Annotated in this window: 16 protein-coding genes and 1 riboswitch; of the genes, 10 read left to right on the plus strand and 6 right to left on the minus strand. The window is 75.4% G+C overall.

All coding sequences use genetic code 11. From position 1 onward, the window contains the following. Positions 1-181: 181 nt before the first annotated feature. Both ABZ793_RS06870 and ABZ793_RS06875 read right to left on the minus strand, forming a co-directional pair. Entirely contained in the window at positions 182-1,201 is a 1,020-nt protein-coding gene (locus ABZ793_RS06870; RefSeq protein ID WP_357453040.1) for a hypothetical protein, read from the minus strand. Positions 1,202-1,204: 3 nt separating this feature from the next. Further along, a riboswitch (cyclic di-AMP (ydaO/yuaA leader) is annotated at positions 1,205-1,336 on the minus strand. Positions 1,337-1,502: 166 nt separating this feature from the next. After that, complete coding sequence (locus tag ABZ793_RS06875; protein WP_357453043.1) at positions 1,503-2,855, minus strand: YibE/F family protein; 1,353 nt, start codon at positions 2,853-2,855, stop codon at positions 1,503-1,505. Between the two features lie 416 nt (positions 2,856-3,271). Between ABZ793_RS06875 and ABZ793_RS06880 the strand changes: the two genes are divergently transcribed. Then, positions 3,272-3,844, plus strand: a complete 573-nt coding sequence (locus tag ABZ793_RS06880; protein ID WP_357453046.1) for a hypothetical protein — start codon at positions 3,272-3,274, stop codon at positions 3,842-3,844. 80 nt (positions 3,845-3,924) lie between these two features. After that, positions 3,925-4,554 carry a DUF305 domain-containing protein gene (locus tag ABZ793_RS06885; protein WP_357453049.1) on the plus strand — a complete coding sequence of 210 codons (630 nt, stop codon included), beginning with the start codon at positions 3,925-3,927 and terminating at the stop codon, positions 4,552-4,554. Positions 4,555-4,608: 54 nt separating this feature from the next. Here ABZ793_RS06885 and ABZ793_RS06890 read toward each other — a convergent pair whose 3' ends face one another. After that, entirely contained in the window at positions 4,609-4,911 is a 303-nt protein-coding gene (locus tag ABZ793_RS06890; protein WP_357453051.1) for a metal-sensitive transcriptional regulator, read from the minus strand. Positions 4,912-5,059: 148 nt separating this feature from the next. Here ABZ793_RS06890 and ABZ793_RS06895 point away from each other — a divergent pair, with 148 nt between their 5' ends. From ABZ793_RS06895 to ABZ793_RS06920, 6 genes are all read left to right on the plus strand, one after another. Next, positions 5,060-5,269 carry a cation transporter gene (locus tag ABZ793_RS06895; RefSeq protein WP_350701626.1) on the plus strand — a complete coding sequence of 70 codons (210 nt, stop codon included), beginning with the start codon at positions 5,060-5,062 and terminating at the stop codon, positions 5,267-5,269. A 29-nt stretch (positions 5,270-5,298) separates the two neighbouring features. After that, positions 5,299-6,300 (plus strand): hypothetical protein, encoded by a 1,002-nt coding sequence (locus tag ABZ793_RS06900; protein ID WP_357453054.1) that lies wholly within the window; start codon positions 5,299-5,301, stop codon positions 6,298-6,300. A 10-nt stretch (positions 6,301-6,310) separates the two neighbouring features. After that, a complete protein-coding gene (locus tag ABZ793_RS06905; RefSeq protein WP_357453057.1) occupies positions 6,311-8,563 on the plus strand; it encodes a heavy metal translocating P-type ATPase in 2,253 nt (750 codons plus the stop codon). 210 nt (positions 8,564-8,773) lie between these two features. Beyond that, on the plus strand, positions 8,774-8,947 hold the full coding sequence (locus tag ABZ793_RS06910) for a CsbD family protein (protein ID WP_357453060.1): 174 nt from the start codon (positions 8,774-8,776) through the stop codon (positions 8,945-8,947). A gap of 181 nt (positions 8,948-9,128) precedes the next feature. After that, the gene (locus ABZ793_RS06915; protein ID WP_357453063.1) at positions 9,129-9,629 is read left to right on the plus strand and encodes a hypothetical protein; all 501 of its coding nucleotides are present in this window, start codon (positions 9,129-9,131) and stop codon (positions 9,627-9,629) included. 395 nt (positions 9,630-10,024) lie between these two features. Further along, positions 10,025-11,554: an alpha/beta hydrolase gene (locus ABZ793_RS06920; RefSeq protein ID WP_357453065.1), complete on the plus strand. Its 1,530-nt coding sequence runs from the start codon at positions 10,025-10,027 to the stop codon at positions 11,552-11,554. A 52-nt stretch (positions 11,555-11,606) separates the two neighbouring features. Here ABZ793_RS06920 and ABZ793_RS06925 read toward each other — a convergent pair whose 3' ends face one another. The 3 genes from ABZ793_RS06925 to ABZ793_RS06935 form a co-directional block, all read right to left on the minus strand. Then, positions 11,607-12,881, minus strand: a complete 1,275-nt coding sequence (locus ABZ793_RS06925) for a DUF6596 domain-containing protein (protein ID WP_357453068.1) — start codon at positions 12,879-12,881, stop codon at positions 11,607-11,609. Next, a complete protein-coding gene (locus ABZ793_RS06930) occupies positions 12,878-13,246 on the minus strand; it encodes a YciI family protein (RefSeq protein WP_357453070.1) in 369 nt (122 codons plus the stop codon). Before ABZ793_RS06930 ends, ABZ793_RS06925 begins: the two co-directional genes overlap by 4 nt. A gap of 98 nt (positions 13,247-13,344) precedes the next feature. Next, positions 13,345-14,583: a DUF2786 domain-containing protein gene (locus ABZ793_RS06935; protein ID WP_357453074.1), complete on the minus strand. Its 1,239-nt coding sequence runs from the start codon at positions 14,581-14,583 to the stop codon at positions 13,345-13,347. 189 nt (positions 14,584-14,772) lie between these two features. Here ABZ793_RS06935 and ABZ793_RS06940 point away from each other — a divergent pair, with 189 nt between their 5' ends. Together ABZ793_RS06940 and ABZ793_RS06945 are read left to right on the plus strand one after the other, a co-directional pair. Next, positions 14,773-15,360: a sigma-70 family RNA polymerase sigma factor gene (locus ABZ793_RS06940; RefSeq protein WP_357453077.1), complete on the plus strand. Its 588-nt coding sequence runs from the start codon at positions 14,773-14,775 to the stop codon at positions 15,358-15,360. Continuing rightward, positions 15,357-16,166, plus strand: coding sequence for a hypothetical protein (locus tag ABZ793_RS06945; protein ID WP_357453080.1), 810 nt, complete (start codon positions 15,357-15,359; stop codon positions 16,164-16,166). Before ABZ793_RS06940 ends, ABZ793_RS06945 begins: the two co-directional genes overlap by 4 nt. Positions 16,167-16,180 lie beyond the last annotated feature (14 nt).

Below are 16,180 nucleotides of genomic sequence, written 5' to 3' on the forward strand. Positions count from 1 at the left end.
CGCCGACGAGGGCTACAGACGCCCGCCGACGAGGGCCACGGACGCCGGCAGGGCCACGGACGCCGGCAGGGCCACGGACGCCGGCAGGGCCACGGGCGACCACGGGCCGTGGACCCGACACGGCGACAGACGCCGACAGGGCCGCCCCGCGACTGCGGGGCGGCCCTGTCGTTGGCTGCGGTCAGAGCAGCGACACGTGCACGTGGTCCGTATGGTTCGACGGGCCGCTGTAGGACTTCCAGCCGGTCGCCGGGAACCAGATCTGCCGGTTCCAGATCACGTAGTAGATGCCGAGCCGGTCGGCGTTGCGAACCAGGAACGCGGTCAGGTTGTTGCCGTACATGTAGGTGTCGTCGTTGTGCCAGGGCGAGAAGCCGCTCCGCTGCAGCGACCAGTCGCAGGCCCGGCCCTTCGGATGCTCGTACGGCCCGCCGGAGCGGTAACAGCCGACGAAGCGGTTGAAGCCGGCCCGCTTGACCTCCTTGTACATGTGCAGCGTGCGTGCGGTGATGCAGCCGGAGGTGGTGGGGTCGTTCTCGGTGCAGGACAAGGGCTTCCAGTCGCCGTCGGCAGTACGACCCGGTGCCATCCGGGCCACCGGCGAGGTGGCGACCACCTTGCCGCTGGTCAGGCCCCTGCCGCCGACCAGTGCGAGCGCCTTCTCCGCCTCGCGCTTGCCGCGGGCCATCTCGTTGGTCAGCTTCGTCTGCTCGCGAACCTCGGCGTCGAGTGCCAGCTTGGCCTGCTCGGCGCGGTTCTTGACCGCGTTCACCTCGGCGAGCTTCTTGGAGTTGACCAGGTTCAGCTCGTCGAGGGCGGCGGCGCGCTTGACGAACGAGTCGGGGCTGGCGGTGTCCAGCAGCATCGACACCGCGCCGATCCGCCCGGTCCGGTAGGACTGGGCGGCGATCTGGCTCACCTGTGGGGCCAGCGCTGCCAGGTCGGCCTGCGCCCGGTCGACCTCCAGGGCCAGTTCCAGTTGGCGCTTCTTCGACTTCGCGAGCTTCGCCTTGGCCTGGACGTAGTTGCGGTTCCGCGCCTCGATCAAGTCGTTGAGCAGCTTGGGCTCGTCGTCCCCGTGGCCGGAGGGCTGGGGCGGTGGGGTGGGTGCGGCCGCCGCCGGGAGGGGCCCGGCGAAGACGGCCAGGGCGGCGATCACGGCCACCACAGGGGTCAACCAGCGGCGTAGGGGTGCCGTCACATTTTTCCCTTCCGTCGACCGCCGACCGGGTTAGCTGACGGGTTCGGGGCGGAAGTGGCCCCTACCGCTGTCGCGGATTCACCCCACGTACCTGGGTCCCCGGCTCGCCTGGCGGCGATTGGGCGGCGGCACCGCAGGCGCCGCTGCGCGCCTTCGGCGGTGACCGGCAGCGAGGTTACCCGAGAGCCCTGCCGGGGATCTACGTCCCTAAGCCGACTAAATGCGTTATTTCGTAGCGGCGGAGGGTGACCAGTGACGCGTTTATCAGGCGGGACGTCCTGATCGGTCACGCTGAGGAGTTTCACCATGCGGTGTCCGTGCTCCCGTCGCGGTCGGGCCACGCGGCGGGGGCGGCGGAGGGGGCGTTTCCGGCGCGCAGCCCGCTGAGGGCCTCCAGCGCCTCGGAGCGGTCGGCCGCCGGCCGGGGAGCCGGCGGCGTCGGGGGTGCGCCGCGGTCGGCTGACTCGCCGCCGCGCCGGCCGGCCGTGGTCACCACGGCCGCGAGCCCGGTGGTCAGCGGCACGGCGGCGATCAGGCCCAGGGTGGCGACCGCGCTGCGGACGATCTCCTGGGCCAGGAACTCGCTGGTCAGGATCTGGCTCACCGCCCGGGAGTCGGCGGTCAGCAGGAGCAGCACCGGCAGCGAGGCCCCGGCGTACGCCAGCACGATGGTGTTCACCGTCGAGGCGATGTGCGCGCGGCCGACCCGGGTCGCCGCCCGGTACAGCTGCATCCGGGACAGCCCCGGGTTGGCGTGCGCCAGCTCGGTGACCGTCGCGGCCTGCGTCACGGTGACGTCGTCGAGCACGCCGAGCGAGCCGATGATGATCCCGGCGAGCAGCAGGCCGTGCAGGTCGACGTCGGCCTGGAACATCGACAGCGTGGTGGCGTCCTCGCTGCCGAACCCGGTCAGGTGGGTCGCCGCGGTGGCGATCGTGCCGAGTACGCCCGTCAGGACCAGGCTGCCCAGCGTGCCGAGCACGGCGACCGAGGTCTGCGCGGTCACCCCGTGCGTCAGGTAGAGCACCACGAACATGATCAGTGCCGCGCCGACGACCGCGACCAGCAGCGGTGGGCTGCCGGCGCTGATGCCGGGCAGCACGAAGGTCAGCAGGATGGCGAAGCTTGCCGCCAGGCCGGCCAGCGCCGCGAGCCCCCGCCACCGCCCGAACGCGACGATCGCGGCGGCGAACAGCACCACCAGCCAGAGCAGCGGCTTGCCGCGCTGGTGTTCGGCGATGTTGTAGGCGCTCGCCGAGGGGTCGGCGGGATCGGTGAGCTGGACCAGGACGATCTCGTCGCCGACCGCGACCGTCGGCGCCCCCGGCCCTGCCGGTACGGGCGTCTCCACCTGCTGACCGGCGTCGGGGCCGTCGTCGACGCGCACGGTCACGGTGCCGCAGGGGCCCTCCGCGGCGCCCGGGGCGCCCTCCGGCGCCTCCGGGGTGGGCGGGCACGGCTCCGTCACCACCCGGGTCACCGTGCCGTGGTGGCGGGGCGGATCGGTGCCGGGCGCGGCGTCCGGGGCGTCCCACGGCCAGAGCAGCAGGGCCGCGATCAGGGTGGCGACGAACAGGGGCACCACCGTCGCGACGAGGATCCGCCGCACCCCCGGCGGGGCGGACGGTGCGGGACGGGTGTGGTCGGCGCCCATCGAGTGTCTCCCAACGAATCCAGGGCGGGGTACGTGCCGGCGAGCCGGTCGGTTCGGCGTGCCCGGGTGACCGCCGCGGCGGATCGCCCTGGCGTGGCGGGCCGGTCACGCGCCGCGACGGCCCGGACCGGCCGGTCGCGGTCGCTCGACACCGTCGCCCGGTCGGGGCGGCGGTGCGGACGGCGCGGAGTGCGGAGGGCCACCGGCCGAATGGTAGCCATCCCGACATCCGGCCGCAGGTCGTGAGGGCTGGTGTCGGCCGCGGGCCGTCCCGTCCGGCAACCCGGTCACCGTCCGGGTGCCGCCGGTCGACCGTCCCGTGGTGGCCGACCTGGCGGTCTCGTCCGGGGCGGATTCGTCGTCGGGTGCGCCGGTCGCCCCCGGACGCACCGGCCCCGGGGGCTACCGTGGTCGGTGTGCGGGCGGCGGCGACGGTGACGGCGGGGCGATGGGCCCGGCTGCTGCTGCTCGTCGGCACGCTGTTCGGCCTGGCCGCGATGCACACCCTCGGCCACGGCTCGCACGCCGTGGGCCATCCCGCCGAGGTCTCCGCGCACGCCGTTGCCGCGGCCGGTGCGCACGACGGCGCGTCGCCGGCGCCGCCCCGGCACGACACCGTTGCGCCGCTCCGTCAGGTCACCGCCGCGCCGCCCCGCCACGACACCGCCGCGCCGCTCGGTCAGGACCCCGCCACCGCGTACGTCGTCCCGGCGGCGCTGTCCGGCGTCGTGGGCTGCGCGGGCGACTGCCCGCACGAGCGGTTCCTCCCGTCCGGCGGGGCGGGCGGCGAGCTGCCCTGGTGGGGCGTGTGCCTGGCGGTGCTGGGCGCGCTCGCCGCCCCGCTGCTGCTCGCCGTGCTGCTGCAGGCCGGCGTACAGGCCGCCGGCCTGGCGGGCCAGGGGTCGGGCGGGCCGGCCCGGTCGCCCCGTGCCCCGCCGTCCCGGCCGGTCGGCCTGCGGCTCGCCACGGTCTCGGTGCTGCGCAGATAGGACGCCCCCCGGCGCGGCCCGGTCAGCCGGTCCGCGTCCCCCGTCCTGCTGCGTACGTTTTGACACCGAAAGGCCCAAACGTGACCACTCGTACCATTGCGCGCCGTGCCGCCCTGGCCGGCGCCACCGTCACCGCCGCCCTGGTCCTGACCGCCTGCGGCGGCGACGGGCACTCGTCCCCGGGCGCGGGGCACGGCACGCCCGCCACCAGCGGGCCGGCGGCCACCGCGTCCGGCGCGACCGCCTTCGGCGACGCCGACGCGATGTTCGCCCAGATGATGATTCCGCACCACCGGCAGGCGGTGGAGATGGCGGAGCTGGCCGCCACGCGGGCGGCGGACCCGGAGGTCAAGCGGCTCGCCGGGGAGATCAAGGCCGCCCAGGCGCCCGAGATCGCCACCATGAGCGGCTGGTTGTCGGCCTGGGGGCGGCCGGTGCCGTCGCCCGGCGCCGAGACGCCGCACATGGACCACGGCATGCCCGGCATGATGTCCGACGCCGACATGAAGAAGCTGGCGGCGGCCTCCGGGCGGGAGTTCGACCGGCAGTTCCTGACCATGATGATCGCTCACCACGAGGGCGCCGTCACCATGGCCCGGGACGAGCTGGCCCGGGGCGTGAACGCGGAGGCCAAGGCCCTGGCCCAGCAGATCGTCACCACCCAGCAGGCCGAGATCGACACGATGGAGAAGATCCTCGGCCGGCTCTGACCCGGGCCGCCCCGGCGCTCGCACCGTGCGAGCGCCGGGGCGCTGCCGGCCGGGTCAGCCGCGCTTCATGAGGCGGCCGACGGCGGCCATCATCTCGGTGGCCATCTCGTCGGCCCGGCCCTCGGTCGCCCCTTCGTGCATGCAGTGTCGGGCGTGCCCGTCGAGCAGGCCGAGGGCGACCTTGTCCAGGGCGGCCTGGATCGCGGAGATCTGCGTGAGCACGTCGATGCAGTAGCGGTCGTCGTCGACCATCTTCTCGATGCCGCGGACCTGCCCCTCGACGCGGCGCAGCCGCGCGAGCAACTGGTCCTTGCTGGCGGTGTAGCCCCTGGTCGGGGCGGGCGTCGGTGTGGTCATGCGATCCAGGATAGCGTACCCCTCGGGGGTATGGTACTGTCGTCGGTGTCCGATACCCCCACCGGGTATTGGTACGCCGAGCAGGCATCCGTTCGCCTCCTCATTACCCCTGGGGGGTATATGCTGGAGGTGTCGAGAGGAGAGTTCGATGGTCACCACGACGTACCAGGTGCAGGGCATGACCTGCGGGCACTGCGTCAGCTCGGTCAGCGCCGAGGTCGGCGCCATCCCGGGCGTCAGCGACGTCCAGGTCGACCTCGCCACCGGGCGGGTCACCGTCACCAGCGAAAGCCCACTGGACACCGACACCGTGCGCGCCGCCGTCGACGAGGCCGGCTACGACCTCGTCGGCGCCTGACGGCTGGCACGGGGAAACCGAGGTACACCATGAACACGGCGACGAAACTGAGCGGTTTCGTCCTCGGTCTCGCGGCGGTCTTCGGCGCGGCGTACGGGGTCGGCCAGGTGGCCGGCCCCGTGGCCCCGGCCGCCGAGACCGGCCACGACGCCGCGGACGGCCACGGGGACACCGGCGGGGCCGGCCACGGGGGCGACGAGGGCGGCGCGGCGGCCCACCTGCCCGGTGGACTGCTCGTCTCCGACCGCGGCTACACCCTCCGACCGGTCGACGCCCCGGCCGGGCAGTTCGCCTTCCAGGTCACCGGCCCGGACGGCCGGCCGGTCACCGCGTACGACGTGGCGCACGACAAGCGCATGCACCTGATCGTGGCCCGCCGCGACCTGTCCGGCTTCCGGCACGTGCACCCGGAGATGACGGCGGACGGCACCTGGCGGGTCGACTCGCCGCTGGGCGGGCCCGGCGTCTGGCGGGCGTTCGCGGACTTCACCCCCACCGGGGGCGAGGCGCTGACCCTCGGTGTCGACGTGACCGTTCCCGGGGCCCTGACCGAGCAGCCGCTGCCCGCCCCGGCGACCAGCACGACGGTCGACGGCTACACCGTCACCCTCACCGGTGCCCCGCAGCCCGGCCGCACCGCCGAGCTGACCCTGACCGTCAACCGCGACGGCGCGCCGGTCACCGACCTGGAGCCCTACCTGGGCGCGTACGGCCACCTGGTGGCGCTGCGCCAGGGCGACCTGGCGTACCTGCACGTGCACCCCGACGGCGAGCCGGGCGACGGGCGGACGAAGCCCGGCCCCGAGGTGAGGTTCTTCGCCGAGGTGCCGTCGGCCGGCGCCTACCGGCTCTACCTGGACTTCAAGCACGGCGGCGTGGTGCGCACCGCCGAGTTCACCGTCGTCGCCGGCACCCCGACGGGGTCGGCCTCGCCGGCCGCGACGGGCACCCCGGCGGCGCGCACGCCCGCCGCCACGAGCTCCCCGACCGCCGACGCCGGCCACGGCGCCCCCGGTCACGGGCACAACTGACGGGACCGTGATGACCACCACCAAGCCGCTGCAGATGGCACCCAACCAGATCGAGCTGGCGATCGGCGGGATGACCTGCGCCTCCTGCGCCTCCCGGATCGAGAAGAAGCTGAACCGGATGGACGGCGTGACCGCCACGGTCAACTACGCCACCGAGAAGGCCAGCGTCCAGTACGCCGACGACGTCAGCCCGGACGACCTGATCGCCACGGTGGAGAAGACCGGCTACACCGCCGCCCTGCCGCCCCCGCCCGCATCCGCCGGCGCGGAGCCGGCCGCCGAGCCCGTGGACGAGCTGCGCGGCCTGCGTACCCGGCTGTGGGTCTCGCTCGTGCTCACCGTGCCGGTGATCGTGCTGGCGATGGTGCCCGCCTGGCAGTTCACCTACTGGCAGTGGCTGTCGCTGACCCTGGCCGCCCCGGTCGTCGTCTACGGCGGCCTGCCGTTCCACCGGGCGGCCTGGGTCAACCTGCGGCACGGCGCGGCGACCATGGACACCCTGGTCTCGCTCGGCACCCTGGCCGCGTTCGGCTGGTCGGTCTGGGCGCTCTTCCTGGGCACCGCCGGGGAGCCGGGGATGACCCACCCGTTCACTCTCGACATCAGCCGCACCGACGGCGCCGGCAACATCTACCTGGAGGCGGCGGCCGGGGTGACGGCGTTCATCCTCGCCGGCCGCTACTTCGAGGCCCGCGCGAAGCGGACCGCCGGGGCGGCCCTGCGCGCCCTGCTCGAGCTGGGCGCCAAGGACGTCGCGGTGCTGCGCGACGGCGTGGAGACCCGGATCCCGGTGGACCAGCTCGCGGTGGGGGACCGGTTCGTGGTCCGGCCCGGCGAGAAGGTCGCCACCGACGGGGTGGTCGACGAGGGCACCTCCGCGGTCGACGCGAGCATGCTCACCGGCGAGTCCGTCCCGGTCGAGGTCGGCCCCGGCGATACCGTCGTCGGCGCCACCGTCAACGCCGGCGGACGCCTCGTCGTCACCGCCACCCGGATCGGTGGCGACACCCAGCTGGCGCAGATGGCCCGGCTGGTCGAGCAGGCGCAGACCGGCAAGGCGGCGGTGCAGCGCCTCGCCGACCGGATCTCGGGCGTCTTCGTGCCGATCGTGATCGCCCTCGCTGCGGGCACCCTCGGCTGGTGGCTCGGCACCGGGGCGGGCGCGACGGCCGCCTTCACGGCCGCCGTGGCGGTGCTGATCATCGCCTGCCCGTGCGCCCTCGGGCTGGCCACGCCGACCGCCCTGCTCGTCGGCACCGGCCGCGGTGCCCAGCTCGGCATCCTGATCAAGGGTCCGGAGGTGCTGGAGTCCACGAAGCAGGTGGACACCGTCGTGCTGGACAAGACCGGCACCGTCACCACCGGTCGGATGACCCTGGTGGACGTGCTCCCGGCGGCCGGCGAGGACCGGGCGGAGCTGCTCCGGCTGGCCGGGGCGCTGGAGGCCGCGTCCGAGCACCCGATCGCCCAGGCGGTCGCCGCCGGCGCGGCCGAGGAGGGCGCGCTGTTGCCGGTGACCGGCTTCGCCAACGTCGAGGGGCTCGGCGTGACCGGCACGGTGGACGGCCGCGAGGTGCTGGTCGGTCGGCTCCGGCTGCTGCGCGAGCGCGGCCTCGACGTACCGGAGGAGGTGGCGCGGGCGGCGACCACGGCGGAGGCCGAGGGACGGACGGCCGTGCTGGCCGGCTGGGACGGGCGGGCCCGGGGCGTGCTCGCGGTGGCCGACGTCGTCAAGCCGACGAGCCGGGCGGCGGTCGCGCGGCTCCGGGAGCTGGGTCTGACCCCGGTGCTGCTGACCGGCGACAACACCACGGTCGCCCGCGCGGTGGCCGCCGAGGTGGGCATCGACGAGGTGATCGCCGAGGTGCTGCCCGCCGACAAGGTCGACGTGGTGCGACGGCTCCAGGGCGAGGGGCGGACCGTGGCGATGGTCGGCGACGGCGTCAACGACGCCGCCGCGCTGGCCCAGGCCGACCTGGGCCTGGCCATGGGCACCGGCACCGACGTGGCGATCGAGGCGTCCGACCTGACCCTGGTGCGGGGCGACCTGATGGCCGCCGTGGACGCGATCCGGCTCTCCCGGCGCACCCTCGGCATCATCAAGGGCAACCTGTTCTGGGCCTTCGCCTACAACGTGGCGGCCCTGCCGCTGGCGGCCGCGGGCCTGTTGAACCCGATGATCGCCGGCGCCGCGATGGCCTTCTCCTCGGTCTTCGTCGTCGCCAACAGCCTGCGGCTGCGCGGCTTCCGCCCGGTCGCCTGACCCTGCCCACCGCGCCGCCGGTCCTCCCTGAAGGGGGCCGGCGGCGCGGTCGTTCGGGGCGGTCCTCGCAGGACCCTCGTCCGCCGACCGGCCGCGGTCGACACGGACCGGACGCGGGTCGCCGCGTTGACGGTGGGAGGTCGGGGCGGTTGGGCGTCGGCCGGGCGGGGTACCCCGAGGACGTACCGGCACTGCCGATCGGAGGTTGACATGGGCTTCGACGACAAGATCAACAACGCGACCGAGGACGCCGCCGGCAAGCTGAAGGAGGGCGCCGGCCGGGCCACCGACAACGAGCGGCTCGAGGCCGAGGGGCGCAACGACCAGACCAGCGCCAAGCTGAAGCAGGCCGGCGAGAAGGTCAAGGACGCCTTCAAGAGCTGACCCGCGTACGCGGAAACCGCCGGGCCGGCCCTCGCCGGCCCGGCGGACCGCGTGTCGCGCCACGACGGCCGACGTGTCCCGGAGGCGACCCCGCTCGTTGGCAGGACGACGTCTCGCCGCCCGGCGTCGGTCGACCCCGTGCCGTCCGCCGGACGGCCGAGACCCGCGAACGGGAGGTCCCATGTCCCGATCCGTCGTGTACGCGCGGCGCGCCGCCGCCACGGTGGCGCTCGCGGTGCTGGCCGTGGGCTGCCAGGACGCCCCCCAGGAGAAGGCCGGCGCACCGACCGGCGCGTCGCCGGCGAGCCCGACCGCTGCGGCGAGTGCCGCCGCGAGCCCGTCCCCGGTCGCCACGACGGCCGCCAACACCGCCGACGTCTGCCGGCAGGTGGACCGGGTCATCCTCACCGGCAGCCAGAAGATCGCCACCGACTCGACGGCCTCGCTCCGCCGTGACCTCACCGGCGAGCAGGTCACCGACCAGCTCCGGCGCAACCTGGCCGACCTGGCCGACGACGTACGCGCCCAGGCCCGCCGGGCCGCCGACCCGCAGATCCGCGCCCTGATCGAGGACACCGCAGACCGGATCGACGCCGGCTCCCGGGCGTCCCGCCCGGCCGCCTGGATGAGCTCCACCTTCACCGGCATCCCGGCGCGGCTGACCCGCGAGTGCCACGCCTGAGCCGACCCCTGTGCCGATCTCCGGCGGCTCCGGGGAGGAGCAGGGGAATCCCCCACCCGTCCCTGAGATCGACCGTCCACTGGTGACGCCCCGGACGCTGACCCGCTAGCGTCCGTTTGGACCGATCTTCGCCCTGCTCGTCAGCGTGCTCACGGTGGCGATCGTGCAGGTCGCCCGGACCCGGCGGGCCCGCGAGGAGGAGTGTCGACGGACCGCCCACACCGCCGTCGAGGCCCAGGCGGCCCTCCGCCCGGGTGCTGGCGGCCCTCGACGACCGGCTCGGCGGGATGGAGTCCAGGCTGGTCCCGCTGATCGCAACACTCCTTCGACGGAGAGGACAGCGTCTCGTGCTGCGCGTACGCAACTCCGCCCCTCGCGGCGGCGACCGACCCCCGGTGCCTGACGTCGGCGACGACCCGGGCCGACAGGACGCGGAGGGCACACCCCGGCGTCCGCTCCGGCTCCGGGCGCTGGCGCTCGGCGCGACCGCCGCGCTGCTGGCGGTGGGCCTGCCGGCGCCCGCGCCCGCCCTGGCCGCCCCACCGGCGCCGGCCGCCGCGCCGGGCATCGCCTGGCAGCCCTGCGCGGAGGACCGCACCGCCGAGTGCGGCACCCTGTCGCTCCCCGTCGACTGGGACCGGCCGGACGGGGACCGCTTCACGCTCCACCTGGCCCGCCGCGCCGCCACCGACCCGGCCGCCAGGATCGGTTCGCTGGTGTTCGGCCCGGGCGGGCCGGGGGACTCCGGCGTCCGGCGGATCATCCGGAACGACCGGTTCAGCGACGACCTGCGCCGCCGGTTCGACATCGTCAGCTTCGACCCGCGCGGCATCGGCCGGAGCAACCCCGTGCTCTGCTCGGCGGCGCTGCTCGACCGGCAGCCCCAGGTCATCACCGACCAGGCCCGGTTCGACGCCACCCTGGCCGACAACGCGCTGCTCCGGGAGGACTGCCGGCAGCGGACCGGGCCGCTGTTCGACCACGTCGACACCCGCAGCGCCGTCCGGGACCTGGACGCCGTACGGGCGGCGCTCGGCGAGTCCCGGCTCACCTTCCACGGCAGCTCGTACGGCACCCTGCTCGGCGCGCAGTACGCCGAGGAGTTCCCGCACCGGGTCCGGGCCGTGGTGCTGGAGAGCGTGGTCGACCACAGCCTCGGCACCCGGGCGTTCCTCGACACCCAGGGCGCCGCCGCCCAGGACTCCTTCGACGAGTTCGTCGCCTGGTGCGCCCGTACGCCGAGCTGCCCGTTGCACGGCGAGGACGTCCGGGCCGCCTGGGCGGGCCTGTTCCCCCGCGCGGAGCGGGGCGAACTGGCGGACCCGGACCGGCCCGGGGCGACGCTGACCCCGTACGACCTCAGCCGGCTCGCCCAGCGCGCGCTGTACGGCCCGGACTGGGCCGGACTGGCCCGGGACATCGTGGCCCTGCGGGCGACCCCGCCCGCTCCCACCGGGCTCCCGGCCACCGCCGCTGCCGCAAGTGAGGACGCGGTGCGGCCGCACCCCTTCGCGGTCTTCTGCGCCGACTGGCACCTGCCGGTCCGCGACCACCGGGAGTACGCCGCCCACCTGCGCCGGATGGCCCGGATCGCGCCCGACCTGCGCTACCCGCAGGCGCTGCTGGCGATCGCGACGTGCCTCGGCACGCCGGCCCCGGTCGCCAACCCGCAGCACCGGCTGCGGGTCCGCACCGACGTGCCGCTGCTGCTCGCCAACACCCGGCACGACCCGGCGAGCGGCCACAACTGGGCGACGAACGTGGCGCGGCAGCTCGGCCGCTCGGGGGTGCTGCTGACCTACGAGGGTTGGGGGCACGGCAACTACACCCGCAGCGCCTGCGTGCAGGACGCGGTCGACCGCTATCTGATCTCGGTCGACGTGCCCGCCCGCGACACCCGCTGCCCGGCCGTCCCGGTCGCCTGACGGAACGCCGGCCGGCGTGCGCCCCCGTGCCGCACGCCGGCCGGCGCGCCCGTCAGCGCGGCTCTCGGCCGGGCACGCCGGGACTCGTCGGTGTCGCCAGCCGGGCGGCGCGCAGCTCCAGGTAGCGCTGCTCCGGCAGGCTCGTCGTGCCCCGGGCCGCCGCCAGGTACGCCGCCCGCGCCGCCTGCGGCTCGCCGGCCAGCTCCAGCAGGTGGCCGCGGACGGCGGCCAGCCGGTGGTGCCCGGCGGTGCAGTCGTCGGCGTCGAGCGGGGCGAGCAGGGCCAGACCGGCGCGGGGACCGTCCACCATGGCCACCGCGACCGCCTGGTTGAGGGTGATCATCGGGTTCGGGGTGATCCGGGCGAGCAGCCGGTAGAGCGCCAGGATCTGCGGCCAGTCCGTCAGCTCCGCCGACGGCGCCTCGGCGTGCACCGCGGCGATCGCCGCCTGGAGCTGGTACGGGCCGGGCGGCGACCACGTCAGCGCCTCGGTGACCAGGGCGATCCCCTCCGCGATGGCGGCGGCGTCCCAGCGGTCGCGGTCCTGCTCGGCGAGCGGGACCAGCTCGCCGGCCGGCCCGGTCCGGGCCGCCCGGTGCGAGTCGGTGAGCAGCATCAGCGCCAGCAGCCCGCTCACCTCGCCGTCGTCGGGGAGCAGCCGGTGCAGCGTGCGGGCCAACCGGATCGCCTCGGCGGTCAGGTCGGCCCGGTGCAGGTCCGGCCCGCCGGAGGCGGTGTAGCCCTCGTTGAAGATCAGGTAGAGCACCTGGAGCACGCTCCGCAGCCGCTCGTCCCGATCCCCGGCCGAGGGCATGTGGAACCGGGCCCCGGCAGCCTCGATCCGCTGCTTGGCCCGGCGGATGCGCTGGCTCATGGTCGCCTCGGGCACCAGGTGTGCCCTGGCGATCTGCGCGGTGGTCAGGCCGCCGACCGCGCGCAGCGTCAGCGCGACCTGTGCGGACCGGGCCAGCGCCGGGTGGCAGCAGAGGAACAGCAGGGTCAGGGTGTCGTCCCCGGCCGGCGGCTCCTCGTCGGCCGCGGGCGCGACCGTCGCGTACGCCGGCTCGCGGACGGCCACCGCGACCTCCCGGTCCCGGCGGGCGCGCTCGCTGCGCCACTCGTCGGTCAACCGGCGGCCGGCGACGGTGAGCAGCCAGGCCCGGGGGTTGTCCGGCACGCCCTGTTCCGGCCACTGCATGGCGGCGGCGAGCAGCGCCTCCTGCACGGCGTCCTCGGCCGCGTCGAACTGGCCGTGCCGGCGGACGAGCAGGCCGAGGACCTGCGGCGCCAGGTCGCGCAGCAGGTCCTCGACGTGCCGTCCGCTCACATGTCCGTCCCGGCCTCGTTCATGACCGCCCGCACCTCCAGCGCGCCGAAGCCCAGCCGCACGTCCGGCCAGCGGCTGGCGATCTCGGCGGCCCGCTCGGGGCCGTCGCAGTCGACCATCAGGTAGCCGGCGAACTGCTCCTTGCTCTCCATGAACGGCCCGTCGGTCACCTCCGGCCGGTCACCGGCCAGCCGGACCGTACGCGCCTGCGACGGGTCGGCCAGCGCCTGGCCGCCGACCAACTCGCCGGACTCCGTCAGCTCGCGCATGATCTCGTCGACCTCGCCGAAGAGCGCGGTGCGTTCCTGCTCCGACAGCTCCTCGACGAACCCGGGACGGTTCCAGATCAGCAGCATGTACTTCATCGGGTGCTCCTCGTCGGCTCGGCCGCGCCCATGGTGACGCGTCTCCGGTGAAGGGTCGGAGCCGACCCGCCGGATCCGACAGCGGTGCGGGAAGATTCTCAGCGCCGGCCGCGTACCTGGCGCTTCGGGCTGGGGCCGCCGCCGAGCGAGGCGCGGTCGGCGGCGGAGGTGCCGGACGACCAGCCGTCGGCGTCGCGGACGGTGAGCCGGGCCCGGGTGACGCCGGGGAAGAGCGTGTCGAGGCGTTCGCGCACCGCCTCGGCGCGGGTGGCGAGCACCGGCAGCAGCCGCTCCGGCCCGGCCTCGGTGGCCGCCTGCCGGTCCGCGTCCTCGGTGGCCGCCCGTAGCCGCTCGCCGATCCGCAGCGCGAAGGCGTTGAGGAACGACTCGTCGTAGTCCCGGGTGCGGCGGCCGGCGCCCCTGGCCCGTCGCTCGCCCCGGCCGCGCAGCATCGCGGCGGTGGCCTGCACCAGCAGCGAGGTGTAGAGCAGCTCGACCGCCTCCAGGTCGGCCGGCCAGCCCAGCACGGTGGTGAAGCCCAGATCGTCGGACCAGACCGCCTCGCAGCGGTTCGCCGCCGCCACCTCCTGCACCAGCAGCGCCTTGGCGCCCGCGTACGGGGGGTCGGTGCCGAGACGCACCCCGCCGGGCTGGTCGGCGCGCTCGGCGACGCCCGCCAGCAGCGCCTGGTCGATGCTGTGCCGGGCGATCAGCTCCTGGGCCTTGCCGGTCAGCGCCTCCGCCTCGGCCGGGTAGGTCGTCGACTCCGCCTTGGCCAGCAGCGCCCGCACCCGGTCGAGCATCCGCGACCCGCCGCCGGACCCGCCGCGCGCGGCGACCGCCCCGCCGGCGCCGGGCGGCGGGCGCAGCACGGCGACCGGCGGGAGCCCGTCGACCAGGGCCAACGCGTCGACCGCCGCGCGCAGCGCGGTGAACCGGTCCCAGCCGGCGCGGGCCGACCACGCGGCCAGGTGGCCCTCGTCGGCGTCCCACCACACCCGCGCGCCGAGGTCGCGGAGCTGGTCGTCCCACCACGGAGGCACCGGCCCGGTCAGGTCGCGGCGGTGCGCCGCGAGCGCGTCGGTCACCAGCCCGGCCGACCGGGCACCGAGCCGGCGGGTGGCGAGCCGGGCCAGGTCCACCGGCTGCCAGCCGCGCGGCACCAACCGGCCGACCCCGCGGACCAGGCGGCGCAGGAGCGCGGCGTCGACGGCCGCCGCGCCGTCCGCCGCGCCGGTGCCGATCATCAGCCGGTCCAACTGCCGCTCCGCGAGGCGTACGTCGGTGCCGCGTACCGCCGCGAGGGCGTCGCTGATCAGTTCCTCGGCGTCCGGCACGGCCGCGTCCTCCTGGGGTCTGCTCCGGCGCGCCCGAAACGATCGGCGCCTGCCCGCCGAACGTACCCCCGGGCCTGCCCGCCGTCCGCCGGTCGTGACGGGTGCCACCGCCCGCCGGGCCCCGGGTCCGGGTGCCGGCGGGCGGCTCGGGTGGCGGCTGCCGCAACAACACCGGGCGACCCGGCCATAGTGGGGTGTGAAGACCGAGACACGGGCCTGCGACGAGGAACTCTGGCCGGCCGTCGCCGCAGGCGACGAGGCGCGTTCGGGCGGCTCTTCGACCGCCACTCGCGTGCGGTCTACAACCACGCCTTCCGACTGACCGGCTCCTGGTGCACGGCGGAGGACATCACCCAGGCCACCTTCCTGGTCGCCTGGCGCAGGAGGGACGCGGCACGCCTGGTGGACGGGTCGGTGCTGCCCTGGCTGCTGGTGGTGGCGAGCAACGCCGTACGCACCGAGTGGCGGTCGGCGCGACGGTGGGCGGCGCTGCTGCGCCGCCTGCCGGCCGACCGGCAGGCGGCGGACGACCCGGCCGAGGAGATCGCGCAGCGGCTGGACGACGAGCGGCGGATGAGGGCTGTCCTGGCCGCCGCCCGGCGGCTGCCCAGGGCGGAGCGGGAGGCCGTCGCGCTCTGCCTCTGGTCGGGGGTGTCGTACGCGAACGCGGCGGCGGCCCTCGGCGTCAGCGAGGTCGCCGTCCGGTCCCGTGTCAGCCGCGCCCGGAAACGCCTGGCGCGGCTGGTCACCGACGAGAACGAGGAGGAGCAGCGATGACGAAGAATTTCGAGCCGCCCGGCGAGCGGGACCTGCCGCCCCGGGTGGCGAACCGGATGCGGGCGGATGTCCTCCGTGCGGTCCGCCGGCCGGCGACGAGACGGATCCGCCCGCGGTTCGCCGTGGGCCTGACCGCGCTGGCGGTGGTCGCGGCCGGGTTCGCCGTACGGGCGCCCTCCGACGTCGAGACGGTGGAGGTGCTGGCGATGGGGTACGGCGAGTTGTCGCCCACCCTGCGGGCCGCCGCGCGGCAGTGCCTGGAGTGGGGCCCGCAGGACGGCCAGGTGCAGCCGACCATGGCCGATCTGGCGATGGCGGCCGAGCGGGGCGACGGCGCGGTCGTGTTCTTCCTGACCGACACGGGCTACGTGACCTGCGAGGTCAACCGGGCGGCGGGCGCGGAGGTGTCGGGCGCGCGCTCCGTCGACCGCTGGCCGTCGCACGACCTGCTGCCCGGCCCGGTGCAACGGCTCCTGCTCACCTCCGCGCAGCGGTCCGGTGGCGACGTGACGGTCAGCGGCCGGGTCAGCTCCCGGGTCGCCCGTCTGGTGCTGGAACACGGCGACGGGAAGACCACCGCTGCCCGGATCTCCGGGGGCATCTTCGCCGTCATGACGGTCGGGGCCGACCTCGACCAGGACGGGCCGCACCTGGTGAGCTACGACGCCGCCGGCACCGAGATCGACCGCCGCCGGTTGTTCCAACCCTCGAACGAGTTCGAGCACTGCTACGTCGACCCCGCCGGCACGGTGGTGTACGGCCGGCCCGGCGGTGACTGCCGACCGGCCGAGCCCTGGGGGCGGTGACGCCGCCCCCCCCG

Source organism: Micromonospora sp. NPDC047465 (assembly GCF_040643125.1).
Lineage (GTDB): Bacteria > Actinomycetota > Actinomycetes > Mycobacteriales > Micromonosporaceae > Micromonospora.

Bases quoted from the DNA above. Each gene is read 5' to 3' on its own strand.
- ABZ793_RS06875 (WP_357453043.1), bottom strand. From the start codon at position 2,855: ATGGGCGCCGACCACACCCGTCCCGCACCGTCCGCCCCGCCGGGGGTG.
- ABZ793_RS06890 (WP_357453051.1), bottom strand. From the start codon at position 4,911: ATGACCACACCGACGCCCGCCCCGACCAGGGGCTACACCGCCAGCAAG.
- ABZ793_RS06895 (WP_350701626.1), top strand. From the start codon at position 5,060: ATGGTCACCACGACGTACCAGGTGCAGGGCATGACCTGCGGGCACTGC.
- ABZ793_RS06900 (WP_357453054.1), top strand. From the start codon at position 5,299: ATGAACACGGCGACGAAACTGAGCGGTTTCGTCCTCGGTCTCGCGGCG.
- ABZ793_RS06905 (WP_357453057.1), top strand. From the start codon at position 6,311: ATGACCACCACCAAGCCGCTGCAGATGGCACCCAACCAGATCGAGCTG.
- ABZ793_RS06910 (WP_357453060.1), top strand. From the start codon at position 8,774: ATGGGCTTCGACGACAAGATCAACAACGCGACCGAGGACGCCGCCGGC.
- ABZ793_RS06915 (WP_357453063.1), top strand. From the start codon at position 9,129: ATGTCCCGATCCGTCGTGTACGCGCGGCGCGCCGCCGCCACGGTGGCG.
- ABZ793_RS06930 (WP_357453070.1), bottom strand. From the start codon at position 13,246: ATGAAGTACATGCTGCTGATCTGGAACCGTCCCGGGTTCGTCGAGGAG.
- ABZ793_RS06945 (WP_357453080.1), top strand. From the start codon at position 15,357: ATGACGAAGAATTTCGAGCCGCCCGGCGAGCGGGACCTGCCGCCCCGG.